This is a genomic window from Aurantimicrobium sp., from assembly GCF_036667855.1.
Lineage (GTDB): Bacteria > Actinomycetota > Actinomycetes > Actinomycetales > Microbacteriaceae > Aurantimicrobium.
Window position 1 is genome coordinate 1 of the sequence record NZ_JAVWTF010000006.1, and the last position, 13,557, is coordinate 13,557.

Sequence of the window (13,557 nt, forward strand, 5' to 3'; positions counted from 1 at the left end):
GAGTCGATCTTGAACATTCACACTCTTGTTGTAGTCGATAACACGGCCATCAGGATAGATGCGTGAATGCATTTTCTTCACTATCCCTCTGTCCCAATCTTGGGCAGTACGAATATGAACACCCGCCTGCTTCGCCGCATCCGATCGGTGAACGCCCGCAGCACGCAAACTGAAATAGTGCTCACGGACACGGTTGTGGCGTTGACGACGCGGCGCACCAACATCAACACCTGCAGCAACAAGCCACTGATAACTGGTGAGGAAAGGTAAATCTAACTCCCTAGCGGCAGCTCTAGCATTTCCTAAACGCTCAAAAGCCTCAAAAAATGCGGCCTTCTCAGCCTTGGAATAACGCCTTCGGGAACGTGTGGGTGGCGGGGTAAAAGACATGGTCGTTGCAACCTCCAAAAAGATGGAGTGTTGCAACGACCATTAGAACCCAAGTTTGGGGTGCGGCCCTTGTTAGTTAATGCAGTTGATGATCGGGTTGCCCACGAGTGAGTGAGGTGAACTGAACGGTCAGTCCTGCCCGGCTTGGACTGGCAAGGTGGATCCCTGCTTTCCAGTTTCGCGAGGGATCTAGTGGCACGAGGCGAACTAACTGCCAATCACTTTCACATCTGGCCCGGATGGTGAGAGCATCGCCTGATCTGCTCATGCGAAGGTGAACCTCTTTATTCATCCATTCGCTTACAGGAGCAACTGACCAATCGGACAGCACGGACGTAACAACTGCGCCAAGTTGGGGTGACCCATCAGCGTATTCAATTCCTGCTTTGATCCAATGCTCTTCGTCCGACCAGACCATGAGACCAGCTTGATCAAATTGTTGTTCGTAGTTCAGAATCCAACTGACCTCGAGAGAGCTATCTTGAGGGAAGTCATTGAGAAGTGCATGGCCACTATCGTGAACGAACCCGTATGAAGTGGTTCTCCAAAAGTCACTGTGTTCCTTGGCCGTTACGAAAAACCCTGAAGAACTTGACTCCAATGCGAGGGGCGGGTTGAGCCATTCACCGACGGCGATGTCCTGAGGGTTCATGTACACAATGTTATTGCTCTGAGGACCGAGCGATCCGTGAAGTAACTGCTCATTTTGATCCACTCTGTATGGCGACGAACTAGCTGAGTGCCAACAGGCCTGCTGCAGCTAATGCCAGGACCATACCCAAGAGTTGGAGCTTGGTGATCTTCTCGCGAAGTACCACGGCAGCCAAGATGATGGTTCCTGCCGGATACATTGCGGTGAGAACAGACATCACGCTGAGGTTTCCTGTCTGGATACCAAAGAGAAGCAGGGCATTTCCGGTCGCATCGAGGATTCCACAGCCCAGCGCCAGCAGGATGCCGTTCTTGTAATCAAGAACACCTTTGTCTCCCACAACCAGATCAGCTCGTGGCTTACCGTCGCGGCCAAAGTAACCGCGTTTGTGGGCCCAGCGAATCAGGGCCATGCCACCGACTGCACTGAACATGATGGTGATGTTGACGAAGCGGTTGAATACGAGCGGGTAGACACCGGCGCCTGGAGGTACCTGATCCATCACGATGAGGAAGAGGCCAATCAGAATGCCCGAAACTGACGCAAAAACAAGCCCACGCAGACGTGGCTTGACAGCTTCTTTTTCTGGAGTGAATGCCACGAACACAATGGCGATGGCACCAATTCCAAGAGCAAGATAGCCAAACCATGCCAAGGTTTCACCCGCAATAAAGATCGCCCACAGCACGGGGAAGATCGCTGAGATGAGGGCGCCGAGCGGAGAGAGAATACTCATCGGGCCAATGGCCAGGGCTGCATAGAGCAACAAGATGGCAAGAGAGCCACAGACGCCTGAAATAAGTCCCCAGAACACGGTTTCTGGGGTGACTTCACCAGGAACAAACAGGTTCAGGCCAAACAAGACGAATAAGCCCACCACTCCAGCAACACCTGTTGCGAGGAATGCGCCCATGCGCTTGGATGCCATTCCGCCCAGGAAGTCGCCACTACCAAAGACAAGGGCGCCGGAGAGGCCAAAGAGGACGGTGAGCATTGTTCCAGCCTAAGTGTTTCCTGAGAGTCTCGGTGCGTAAACAACAAACAAAACACAGGCTTGCGCCCTGTTGGTTGTAGAAGCTCCACACCCATGTTGCTGAGTGTCGTTGCTTACGGTGCAATAAGTCTGGAGTTGTAGATATTCACCTCGAAAGGTTCCACACCATGTCAGTCATCGACAAAATGGAGACAGAAAACGAGTCAGCAACCGTTGACCGTCAGTTTCTGGAACGCTTTTTGCTCGGTAAATGGGCAGATATCCGCCTCGCTTCGCGTGAACTAGCCGGACGCCCTGAGATGCAGGGCATTCCCGGTCTTACCAAGGACGAACACCGCGCACGCGTTCTGGAACAGCTCAAACTGCTGGTGCAAAACGGACAGGTCAATCTCTCCTTCCCTGTTGAGTTTGGTGGCAAAGCAGATCACGGTGGAAATCTCGCCGCTTTCCAGGAACTGGTAGTTGCTGATCCCTCTATGCAGATCAAGTCAGGTGTGCAGTGGGGGCTCTTTGCTGCAGCAATCCTGCATTTGGGAACCAAGCCCCATCACGAACTCTGGTTACCTTCGGCCATCACCCTTGAAACACCTGGCGTCTATGCCATGACCGAAACCGGTCATGGCTCGGATGTGTCCTCAATTGCCACCACGGCAACCTACGACGAAGAAACTCAAGACTGGGTAATCAATACGCCGTTCCGCGGCGCATGGAAGGACTATCTCGGCAACGCTGCCCTGCACGGTAAAGCAGCTGTTGTCTTCGCCCAGCTGATTACGAAGGGCGTGAATCACGGCGTTCACGCGTTTTATGTTCCTCTCCGTGACCATGACGGAAATTTCTTCCCCGGTATTGGCGGCGAAGACGATGGTCTCAAGGGTGGTTTGAACGGCATCGACAATGGTCGTCTGCACTTCACCAATGTTCGGGTTCCCCGAACCAATCTGCTCAACCGCTACGGCGATGTGGCCGAGGATGGCACCTACTCTTCTCCCATCGCAAGCCCTGGTCGACGCTTCTTCACGATGTTGGGAACACTGGTGCAAGGCCGCGTCTCCCTGGATGGGGCTGCGGTCAATGCCTCCAAGCTCGCACTGCAGATTGCGGTGACCTATGGCAATGAACGCCGCCAGTTTGGTCAGGCAGGACAAGCTGAGACAGTTCTTATGGACTACCAGCGCCACCAGCGCCGACTGATTCCCCTCATTGCCACGACCTATGCGCAGGCTTTCTCTCAAGAAGTCCTTCTCGAGAAGTTTGACTCTGTTTTCAGCGGAGCGGATGACACTGATGACAACCGTCAAGATCTTGAAACCCTGGCCGCAGCGCTCAAACCATTGTCGACCTGGCATGCTCTGAACACCTTGCAGGAAGCACGCGAAGCATGTGGCGGTCAGGGTTTCCTGGCAGAGAACAGATTGACAGCACTTCGTGCTGACATGGACATCTATGTCACCTTCGAAGGAGACAACAACGTTCTCTTACAGCTCGTAGCCAAACGTCTACTCACCGACTACAGCCGCAAGTTCAAGGATGCTGACACCGGAACGCTTGCCCGCCTTGTGATGGAGCAGGTTACCGAGCGTGCTGTGACCGGCTCAGGACTGCGCCGTCTGGGACAGAACGTGCATGACCGCGGATCAACAGCACGCGCTGTCAATGAACTGCGTGATCCTGAGGTGCAGCGCGATCTACTCACCGATCGCGTGGAAACCATCATCTCGGAAATCGCTCTTGACCTGCGTGACGCTAAAAAGTCTGGAAAAGAGGCAGAGGTCTTCAACCAGAAGCAGAGCCAACTCATCGAGGCTGCTTCTGCTCACGGACACTTGTTGCAGTGGGAAGCTTTCACCGAAGCACTCAACCGCATCGAAGACGAGGGCACCAAGCAGGTGCTCACCTGGGTTCGTGACCTCTTCGGACTTCACACCATTGAGAAGAACCTGTCCTGGTATTTGATTAAGGGTCGCCTTTCAGCACAGCGTGCTGAGGCGGTGACCGCCTATGTTGATCGTTTGATTACCCGCTTGCGTACCCACGCTCAGGATCTTGTTGACTCCTTTGGTTACGGACCCGAGCACCTGCGCGCAGAGATTGCCACTGGCATCGAGGGCATTCGCCAAGAAGAAGCTCGTCACCACTACGAGAAGCTCGCCGCCAGCGGCACCGCTCCAGTTCCAGAAAAGCATTAGACACACCTCGCCTCCAAGCACGAAAGAGCCGGCCCCCTGGGGAGCCGGCTCTTTCGGTTAAGCGTGTTCTCACTAGATGACGTGAGCGTCTCCACCTTCGTGAATCTTCTCCACTTCAACCTTGCGGGTTGCTCCAAGTGAAAGGGTGGCGAGGAAGCCCAGTCCCAGGAATCCTGCTGCAGCAAATGCACCATAGCGAGTTCCATCAGAGATGGCGACCTTTGCCGCCGTTGCGATTGGCTGCGTCTCAGGGTTTTGCTCGAGGCCGATAATCGCTCCACCAGCACTGTCAACGACAGAGTCAACAACTTGGGTGACCTGTGCTGCAGGGAGCTTCTCATCGGTGAGCTTCTGGGTGAGCTCAACCTGGACGGAGGTGAACAAGATTGTTCCCAGCACAGCAATACCGAGCGCCGAGCCAAGCTGGCGAGCAGTGCTCTGCGTTCCTGAAGCCTGACCAGATTCCTGAACAGGAACATCCTTGAGAACGACGTTGGTCAGCTGCGCAGTCGCCAACCCCACACCCATTCCGTAGACGAAGAGCCACGGAACCACGTTGATCCAGGTTGCTGTGGGGCTGATGGCAAAACCAACACCGGCAACACCGACAATTTCAAGCAAGATACCGAGGCGAACCATGGATACGGGAGAGACCTTGCCGGAGAGCCCGCCAGCCAGACCCGAGGCAACGAATGCACCACCGGCCAGACTGAGGAGAACGAAGCCGGTCTGCAGTGCGTCATAACCAATAACGAACTGGAGCCACAGTGGCAGGGACAAGATGATGCCAAACTCACCGAGTGCGATGACCATGGCCGCGATGTTTCCGTTTCGGAATGACGCAATGCCAAAAAGGTTGAACGAGAGCAGTGCAGGCTTGCCCTTTTTCAGGCGAGCAGCACCGTGGGTAATGAAAAGTGTCGTTGCAAGGACAAATACCAAGAACATCACAGGAATGATGGAAACCTTGCCAGGCCAGGTCCAATCACCAACGGTGAAGGGCTTGTTGACTTCCCACCAGCCATAGGTGCGACCCTCGATGAGGCCAAAGACCAAAGTGGACATGGCAATGACGGAGTAGACGGCACCCATCCAGTCAATACGTCCGGTGTTGCCATCTTCTTTTGATTCAGGGACTGTTAGCAGCGCACCAATGATAATGATGATGCCGATGGGGATGTTGATGCCGAATGCCCAGCGCCAGGAGTAGTCCGTGGTGAGCCAGCCACCCAGGAGTGGTCCAACCGCAACCATTCCACCAATGGTGGAACCCCAGATGGCGAAGGCGATGCCGCGTTCCTTGCCCTGGAAGTTGGCGTTGACCAGAGACAGGGTGGTGGGTAGAACCATGGCGCCACCGAAGCCCTGCAGCACACGAGCGGCAATAAGCAGGTTGCCATCCTCGGAGAAACCTGCAATCACCGACGAGATTACGAAGATGGTCATACCGATAATGAGCAAGCGACGACGGCCGAAGCGGTCAGAAAGTGCACCAAACACCAGGATCAATGCAGCGAAGACGAGGGTATAAGACTCCTGAACCCACTGCACCTGAGTGCTGGTAATTCCAAGGTCTTCAATGATCGAAGGAATCGACACATTGATAATGGTCGAGTCAACAATGATGAGCGAAACAGCAAGGCTGATAAACAGCAGGCCGAACCAGCGTGTACGTGGAGAAGTCATTGTTTCAATCTACTCCAGCCTACGGGCGCGTAGGCTGAAGCGCGGAGGGAGTTGGTCATGTCTATGCACGAGCAAGAAAATGCTCAATCTGATGCGCCTCCCTCTTCGCATCACCCCACCCGTAATTCGGTGAGGGGTAAGGGGTACTTCCGTCGGCTAGGACCGGGCATTGTCACGGGCGCTGCTGATGATGATCCCTCGGGAATCGGAACCTATTCTCAGGTGGGTGCCGCCACGGGTTTCCGCCTGTTATGGAGTGCTCCTGTCCTTCTTCCTCTCGCTTTTGCGGTGCAGGAAGCGTGTGCTCGTATCGCACTGGTAACCGGCCATGGTCTTGCCGGGGTCATCAAGGCCCGGATGCCCAGGCCGATTCTGTATTTATGTCTGGCACTGGTGGTCGTGGCGAACACGGTCAATATTGCTGCTGACTTGGGTTCTATGGCCGCTGCACTTCAGTTACTTGTTCCGGTTCCCCAGGTGTTGGGCGTCGTACTTTTTGCCACTGTCATCGTGTTGGCAGAGGTATTCGTTCCGTATCACCGGTATGCCAAAATTTTGCGGTGGCTCTGTCTTTCGCTGCTGGCTTACTTCGCGGTGATGTTCGTGGCACAGGTCGATTGGGCACAAGTTGGCAGAGATCTCTTCCTACCCCAGTTCGACTGGACTAAGGGGGATATTGCACTTCTCATTGCCATTGCAGGAACCACCATCTCTCCCTACTTGTTCTTCTGGCAATCTGCCGAAGAAGTGGAAGAGCGCCGGATCACAACCCACTATCGGGTCTCTAAGGCTCACATCCAAGCCATGCGTGGAGATGTGTTTGCTGGAATGGCCACCGGTGTCTTTGCGATGGCAGCCATCATGATTACTGCGGCAGCAACTCTGCACAAAAACGGCATCACCGATATTCAAACAGCTGAACAAGCAGCACAAGCACTGGTCCCTATCGCCGGAGACTATGCCGGCGTGCTGTTCTTGTTGGGCATCCTCGGAACAGGTTTGCTCAGTGTTCCGGTATTGGCGGGGGCAAGCTCCTATGCCATGGCGGAAACCTTCGGTTGGCGAGAGAGCCTTGAAAAGCGCCCCAGCCAGGCACGAGCGTTCTATGCCGTGATCTTTTTGTCGATACTGGTCGGTCTCACCTTGAACTTGCTCGGTTTGAATCCCATGCAGTTCTTGCTCATTGCCGCCATCACGAACGGACTGGCAGCACCGATACTGATGGCCGTGATTTGGTGGATTGCCTCGGATGAAAAGTTGCTGGGCAAATGGAAGAGTCCGCTGTGGTCGAGGGTCCTGTTGGGTATTGCAACGATCGCAATGGCACTGCTACCACTGCTGTGGGTTTTAGCTCCCTAGGAAGCCACTTCTTCTTTGTGCTTCTTCTTGCTGAAAACGAAGAGGTAGAGGATCTCGAGGATTCCTGCGGTGTTCAGAATGAACAGCACCACGAACCAGGGCACCGACTTAAGTGAGCCAGCGCGGTAGAGGGCAAAGCCCTTCCAGATGGAACTCCACAGCACGAGTGCCAGGATGAGTCCAAATACGCCGGGTTGTTCTGCGAGGAGGCCTTGATCAGTGTTCATAGCTCAATTCTAGGAACTTGATCCTGTTAGCCGGCTGAATGAAGTGCTAACGTCACAACCGTGAGCACAACGTCGCGCAAAATCACTGCCCTTGTCCGCTGGGGAATTTCTGCGTGGGTACTCGCAGCAATTGTGACCCAGATCTGGTCCGAAGTGGCCAATGATGCCTTCTATCCGGAGAAGTACTTCAGCTACTTCACCATTCAGTCCAGCCTGATAAACATTGTGGCTTTTGCTGTTGGCGGGTACTTGGCATGGACCACGGTTCGTGACACCAGGCTGTTCACGATTGTTCGCGTTTCGGTCTTCTCCTATGCGATTGTGACCGGCGTTGTCTATAACGTGTTGCTGAGGAACATCCCTTCCGAAGGCTATGAACCACCTGCCTGGTGCAATGAAAGTACCCATGTGTGGGTTCCTGTTGTCATCGTGCTGGAGTGGCTGTTTTCCTCCGGCCGCATTTCTTTACGTATCCGAGCAATGTGGTGGGCACTTCTTTATCCATTGGGCTGGGTGGCGTTCACCGTCATTCGCGGAATGATCACCGGATGGTGGCCTTACCCCTTCCTCGAGCCAGATGGACCTAACGGAGTAGGCGGCGTCGTTGCTTACATTCTGGGTATCGCCACCTTTATGGCCATCAACGCTTTTATTGCACTGATCATCGCCCGCACGTGGGCTAAGTTGCGCAAGCAACCCCTGCATCCCTAAGCAGTTACCGCTTGTTTACCTGCGAGTTCTAGGCTGGAACTATGAGCCCCAACAGCGACGGAACCTTCGACACCGCCGAGATTCTCAAGGCGACCTTCACCGCCGAGGATCTTCTTGACGATGATGCACCGAAGACTCTCGCAGAAGATGACGCGTGGCGTCAGGGCTTCCCCTATGACACCAAGCTGACGCGCAAAGAATATGACCACCGCAAGCATGTGTTGCAGGTGGAGCTATTGAAGCTCCAGGTCTGGATTAAAGAAACAGGTCAACGTGTCATCATCGTGTTCGAAGGCCGTGATGCTGCCGGCAAGGGTGGAACCATCAAGCGCTTCATGGAACACATGAACCCTCGCGGTGCTCGTGTTGTTGCTCTCGAAAAGCCCACAGAGCGTGAACGCAGTCAGTGGTATTTCCAGCGTTATGTTGAGCATCTCCCAGCAGCAGGCGAGCTCGTCATGTTTGACCGCTCTTGGTATAACCGTGCCGGTGTTGAACGCGTCATGGGTTACTGCACTGATGAGCAGTATGACGAGTTCATTCGCTCCACCCCGGAGTTTGAGCGCATGCTCGCCCAATCCGGTATCAAGATTTTCAAGTTCTGGTTCTCTGTTGGTGAAGCAGAACAGCGACGCCGCTTTTTAGAGCGTCGCACTGACCCGGTCAAGCGTTGGAAGCTCTCACCCACAGACCTCGCTTCCCTGGATAAGTGGGATGCCTATACCGAGGCAAAGGAAGCGATGTTTCTTGCGACCGATACAGATGTTGCACCATGGACTGTCGTGAAGTCGAATGATAAGAAGCGTGCTCGTTTGGAAGCCATGAAGTGGGTTCTCAACGCCTTTGATTACGACGGCAAAGACAATGACGTGATTGGCCCGAATGATCCCCTCGTGATCGGAAGCCCAGCAGAGGTCTACGACCAGGGCGAGACGCCCACCACAGCAATTCCGGTCGTGAAGAAGCTACGTTAACTATGCCGTTTGATGTGAAGCTCACAGACATCTCCATTTCTCTATCTGGAGATGACGAGCTTCGGGGCGTGCTAGCTGTTCCTGAAGGAGCGGGACCATTTCCTGCCGTGGTGATGGTGCATGAAGTATTCGGCATCGACGAGTCCATGCGCTCGCAGATTACCCGGATGGCCAGTGCGGGTTATCTGGTGCTGATGCCTGATCTGTTTAGCCGTGGAGGAATGCGCAAGTGCCTCAAGGCAACCTTTCGTGCACTGGTGGACGGCGTGGGTCAGGCTTATGTGGATGTGGAGGCAGCCAAGCAGCTCTTGCTCTCTCGTCCCGATTGCACAGGCAAGATCGGTGTGGTCGGCTTCTGCATGGGCGGCGGCTTTGCGCTCCAACTCGTGAGCAAGGGCTATGACGCTGCCGCCGTGAACTACGGTCAAGCAGCTAAAGATCTTGATGCTCAACTGGCAGGATCTTGTCCCATCGTGGCAAGTTTCGGCGGCAAGGATATGTCTCTCAAGGGAGCTGGCCCCAAGCTGGAAGCTGCGCTGACCAAGGCGGGCATTCCTCACGATGTAAAGGTCTATCCTGAAGCGTCACACGCGTTTATGAACCCCACCCAAGCAGGTCCTAAAGCACTGCGACCCTTCATGAACACCGTCGTCGGATTCAAACCCCGACCCGTCGAAGCAGCAGATGCGTGGTCACGCATCGAAGCCTTCTTCGGCGAACATCTGGTCTAAAAGCTCAAGGTAAACTTCAAGGGTGACCATTCCCTTGATGCCAGCACGTTCTCAAGCACTGATGACAGCACTTTCAGAACGAGTGGTGATTGCTGATGGTGCCATGGGAACCATGTTGCAGGATCAAAACCCCAGCATGGAGGACTTCCAGCAACTTGAGGGTTGCAATGAGATTCTCAACGTCAGCCGTCCCGACATTGTGGCATCTGTTCACGACGCATATTTCGAAGCTGGAATCGACTGCGTCGAGACCAACACGTTCGGCGCGAACTGGTCCAACCTGGGTGACTACGGCATCGAAGATCGCATCACCGAACTTGCTCAAGCAGGTGCTGAGATTGCCCGTGCCAGTGCTGAGAAGTTTGAAGCACAAGACGGACGCATGCGGTGGGTGCTCGGCTCGATGGGGCCTGGTACCAAGCTCCCCAGCCTTGGCCACACCACCTATGCCAACCTCAAGGCAACTTTCGCTGAGCAGGCAGTTGGCCTGATTCGCGGTGGTGCAGATGCTTTTCTGATTGAAACTTCACAGGATCTGCTCCAGACCAAGTCTGCCGTCAACGGTTGCAAGCAAGCCATCGAAGAAGAAGGCATCAAATTGCCCATCTTCGTCGAGGTCACGGTGGAAACCACCGGCACCATGTTGATGGGTTCTGAAATTGGCGCTGCGCTGACCACCCTCGAGCCTCTGGGTATCGACATGATCGGCCTGAACTGTGCAACGGGTCCTGCCGAGATGAGCGAGCACCTACGTCAGCTGTCGAAGTACTCGACGGTCCCCATCATGGTGATGCCGAATGCGGGTCTGCCCGAGCTCACCGCAGATGGCGCACGTTACCCACTCGGTCCAGAAGAACTTGCCACTGCCCATGAACAGTTTGTGAAAGAGTTCGGTTTGGCTCTGGTCGGTGGCTGTTGTGGCACTACCCCTGCACACCTCAAGGCCGTTGTTGACCGCGTCGGGGGCATGAAGCTGACCCCGCGCAAACCTGAACACGATGCCGGTGTTGCCAGCCTCTACCAGCACGTTCCCTTCACACAGGACAACGCATTCCTCGCCATTGGTGAGCGCACCAACGCCAACGGTTCCAAAGCATTCCGCGAAGCGATGCTCGAAGGCCGCTGGGATGACTGTGTAGACATTGCTCGCCAGCAAGTGCGCGACGGTGCTCACCTGCTCGATGTGTGTGTCGACTACGTCGGCCGCGATGGCACCGATGACGCCCGCGAAATCGTGTCACGATTCGCGAGTGCGTCCACGTTGCCACTCGTGATGGACTCCACCGAACCTGCTGTGCTTCAGGCAGGTATGGAACTCATCGGGGGCCGCCCCGTCATCAACTCGGTGAACTTCGAAGATGGCGATGGTGCCACCTCACGCTTTGGTCGAATCATGCCCTTGGTGAAAGAACACGGCGCAGCCGTGATCGCTCTCACCATTGATGAAGAGGGTCAGGCTCGCACCACCGCGGACAAGGTTCGTATCGCCAGCCGTCTCGTGGACACTCTGGTCAACGACTGGGGCATGCGAGTCGATGACATCATCGTGGATGCGTTGACCTTCCCAATTGCGACCGGACAGGAAGAAACACGTCGCGACGCCATAGAGACCATCGAAGCCATTCGCCAGATCACCGCAAAATACCCCGGCATCCACACGACCTTGGGTGTTTCCAATGTCTCCTTTGGTTTGAACCCTGCTTCGCGTGCTGTTCTGAACTCGGTCTTCATTCACGAAGCCGTCGAGGCAGGCCTCGACTCCGCCATCGTGGATGCGGCCAAGATTGTTCCCCTGGCGTCGATTCCTGAAGACCAGCGCAAGGTTGCCCTGGATCTGGTCTGGGACCGCCGTGAATACGATGCTGATGGCAACGTCACCTATGACCCCCTCTCCACCATGCTCGATCTCTTTGATGGTGTGGACTCTGCCAGCCTCAAGGATGCCCGAGCAGCTGAACTCGCAGCACTTCCCGTTGGAGAGCGTCTGGAACGTCGCATCATTGACGGTGAAGGTAAGGGTCTTGAAGAAGACCTCGACCTGGCCCGCGCCAACGGGGTGAGTCCACTCGAAATCATCAATGATCACCTGCTTGCCGGTATGAAAATTGTGGGCGAGCGCTTCGGTAGTGGTGAAATGCAGTTGCCTTTCGTGTTGCAATCTGCTGAAGTGATGAAGACAGCTGTTGCCCTGCTTGAGCCTCACATGGAAAAGAGTGACGAAGCAGGCAAGGGAACCATTGTTCTGGCCACCGTCCGTGGCGATGTCCACGACATTGGTAAGAATCTGGTCGACATCATCCTGACCAACAACGGTTATGACGTCATCAACATTGGCATCAAGAAAACCATTAACGAGATTATTCAGGCTGCTGAAGAGAACAATGCCGATGTCATCGGCATGAGTGGTTTGCTGGTCAAGAGCACCGTGGTGATGAAAGAGAACCTCGAAGAGCTTCAAAACCGTGGCTTGGGCACCAAATGGCCCGTTATTCTCGGTGGCGCTGCACTGACCCGCACCTTCGTAGAAGACGACCTTGCTTCTGTGTTCAATGGCACCGTGCGCTACGCGCGCGACGCCTTCGAAGGCCTGGCCCTCATGGAGCCACTGGTTGCCATTGCCCGCGGAGCAGATCCTGACTCGGTGGGCCTTCCTGCACTCAAGAAGCGCATCCACAAGAAGAGCTTGCTCGAAGTCACTGAACCTGAAAACATGCCAGCACGCTCTGATGTGGCACTCGATAACGCTGTTCCTACGCCTCCATTCTGGGGAACGCGCATTGTGAAGGGCATCGCCCTTGCTGATTACGCCGCATTCCTGGATGAACGTGCCACATTCATGGGCCAGTGGGGCCTCAAGCCTAGCCGTGCTGATGATGGTGTCAGCTATGAGGAGCTCGTGGAGACCGAAGGTCGACCACGCCTGCGCTACTGGCTCGACCGCATCTTGGCCGAGGGCATCATGGATGCCTCGGTTGTCTATGGTTACTTCCCTGCAGTGTCTGAAGGTGATGACCTTGTCATCCTCAACCACGGTGATGACCCGGAAGGAATTCTGGGTCAACCAGGACTTTTAGCACCTGACGGTGGCTCGGCAGACCTGCCTGGTGGGGGAGCGATCGGAACCGATCGTCTGCGCTTCACCTTCCCGCGTCAGCGACGCGATCGTCACCTATGCCTGTCCGACTTCGTCAAGTCACGTGAAAGTGGCCAGATTGACGTTGTGGGCTTCCAATTGGTCACCGTGGGTGCCACGGTGGACACATTCACCGCCAAGATGTTCGCCGAAAACTCCTACCGCGACTATATGGAACTCAATGGCCTCGCCATGCAGCTCACTGAGGCTCTGGCTGAGTTCTGGCACTCGCGTACCCGTGAAGAACTGGGATACAAGGCCGAAGACCCCGAAGATCTAGCCGGAATGTTCAAGTTGGACTACCGCGGAGCCCGTTTCTCCCTCGGTTACCCAGCATGCCCAGACATGGAAGATCGCAAGAAGGTTGTGGAGCTGCTGCGCCCTGAGCGCGTGGGTGTTGTCCTCTCTGAAGAACTCCAACTCCACCCCGAGCAGTCCACAGATGCCTTGGTCTTCCACCACCCCGAGGCTAAATACTTCTCCGTTTAGCCCACTCAGACGATTATTCGTT

At 55.1% G+C, this 13,557-nt stretch carries 10 protein-coding genes and 1 pseudogene; 6 read left to right on the forward strand and 5 right to left on the reverse strand.

The window, feature by feature from the left end; translation table 11 throughout:
- The 3 genes and pseudogenes from RR877_RS02750 to RR877_RS02760 form a co-directional block, all read right to left on the reverse strand.
- Window positions 1-408 (reverse strand): annotated as a pseudogene (locus tag RR877_RS02750) (hypothetical protein); the annotation flags it as partial.
- Window positions 409-466: 58 nt separating this feature from the next.
- Window positions 467-1,105: a DUF1349 domain-containing protein gene (locus RR877_RS02755; protein WP_332627677.1), complete on the reverse strand. Its 639-nt coding sequence runs from the start codon at window positions 1,103-1,105 to the stop codon at window positions 467-469.
- 16 nt (window positions 1,106-1,121) lie between these two features.
- On the reverse strand, window positions 1,122-2,036 hold the full coding sequence (locus RR877_RS02760) for an EamA family transporter (RefSeq protein ID WP_332551222.1): 915 nt from the start codon (window positions 2,034-2,036) through the stop codon (window positions 1,122-1,124).
- A 167-nt stretch (window positions 2,037-2,203) separates the two neighbouring features.
- On the opposite strand from RR877_RS02760, the gene RR877_RS02765 reads away from it, so the two are divergent.
- Complete coding sequence (locus RR877_RS02765) at window positions 2,204-4,225, forward strand: acyl-CoA dehydrogenase (protein ID WP_332551223.1); 2,022 nt, start codon at window positions 2,204-2,206, stop codon at window positions 4,223-4,225.
- 72 nt (window positions 4,226-4,297) lie between these two features.
- On the opposite strand, the gene RR877_RS02770 is transcribed toward RR877_RS02765, so the two are convergent.
- Window positions 4,298-5,911: an MFS transporter gene (locus RR877_RS02770; protein WP_332627679.1), complete on the reverse strand. Its 1,614-nt coding sequence runs from the start codon at window positions 5,909-5,911 to the stop codon at window positions 4,298-4,300.
- A gap of 57 nt (window positions 5,912-5,968) precedes the next feature.
- On the opposite strand from RR877_RS02770, the gene RR877_RS02775 reads away from it, so the two are divergent.
- Window positions 5,969-7,270, forward strand: a complete 1,302-nt coding sequence (locus RR877_RS02775; protein WP_332627680.1) for an Nramp family divalent metal transporter — start codon at window positions 5,969-5,971, stop codon at window positions 7,268-7,270.
- On the opposite strand, the gene RR877_RS02780 is transcribed toward RR877_RS02775, so the two are convergent.
- On the reverse strand, window positions 7,267-7,497 hold the full coding sequence (locus RR877_RS02780; RefSeq protein WP_277494854.1) for a DUF5652 family protein: 231 nt from the start codon (window positions 7,495-7,497) through the stop codon (window positions 7,267-7,269). The genes RR877_RS02775 and RR877_RS02780 overlap by 4 nt on opposite strands.
- Before the next feature lie 60 nt (window positions 7,498-7,557).
- Here RR877_RS02780 and RR877_RS02785 point away from each other — a divergent pair, with 60 nt between their 5' ends.
- From RR877_RS02785 to metH, 4 genes are read left to right on the forward strand one after another with little or no spacing between them, the layout of a single operon-like run.
- Window positions 7,558-8,208 carry a Pr6Pr family membrane protein gene (locus tag RR877_RS02785; protein ID WP_332551225.1) on the forward strand — a complete coding sequence of 217 codons (651 nt, stop codon included), beginning with the start codon at window positions 7,558-7,560 and terminating at the stop codon, window positions 8,206-8,208.
- Between the two features lie 41 nt (window positions 8,209-8,249).
- Entirely contained in the window at window positions 8,250-9,182 is a 933-nt protein-coding gene (ppk2, locus tag RR877_RS02790) for a polyphosphate kinase 2 (protein ID WP_332551226.1), read from the forward strand.
- 2 nt (window positions 9,183-9,184) lie between these two features.
- On the forward strand, window positions 9,185-9,913 hold the full coding sequence (locus RR877_RS02795) for a dienelactone hydrolase family protein (RefSeq protein ID WP_332551227.1): 729 nt from the start codon (window positions 9,185-9,187) through the stop codon (window positions 9,911-9,913).
- Window positions 9,914-9,950: 37 nt separating this feature from the next.
- A complete protein-coding gene (gene metH / locus RR877_RS02800; protein WP_332627693.1) occupies window positions 9,951-13,535 on the forward strand; it encodes a methionine synthase in 3,585 nt (1,194 codons plus the stop codon).
- Window positions 13,536-13,557: the final 22 nt, after the last annotated feature.

Excerpts from the sequence above, each read along its gene's own strand:
- RR877_RS02765 (WP_332551223.1), top strand. The coding sequence starts at position 2,204 with ATGTCAGTCATCGACAAAATGGAGACAGAAAACGAGTCAGCAACCGTT.
- RR877_RS02795 (WP_332551227.1), top strand. The coding sequence starts at position 9,185 with ATGCCGTTTGATGTGAAGCTCACAGACATCTCCATTTCTCTATCTGGA.
- RR877_RS02770 (WP_332627679.1), bottom strand. The coding sequence starts at position 5,911 with ATGACTTCTCCACGTACACGCTGGTTCGGCCTGCTGTTTATCAGCCTT.
- metH (WP_332627693.1), top strand. The coding sequence starts at position 9,951 with ATGCCAGCACGTTCTCAAGCACTGATGACAGCACTTTCAGAACGAGTG.
- RR877_RS02760 (WP_332551222.1), bottom strand. The coding sequence starts at position 2,036 with ATGCTCACCGTCCTCTTTGGCCTCTCCGGCGCCCTTGTCTTTGGTAGT.
- RR877_RS02780 (WP_277494854.1), bottom strand. The coding sequence starts at position 7,497 with ATGAACACTGATCAAGGCCTCCTCGCAGAACAACCCGGCGTATTTGGA.
- RR877_RS02775 (WP_332627680.1), top strand. The coding sequence starts at position 5,969 with ATGTCTATGCACGAGCAAGAAAATGCTCAATCTGATGCGCCTCCCTCT.
- ppk2 (WP_332551226.1), top strand. The coding sequence starts at position 8,250 with ATGAGCCCCAACAGCGACGGAACCTTCGACACCGCCGAGATTCTCAAG.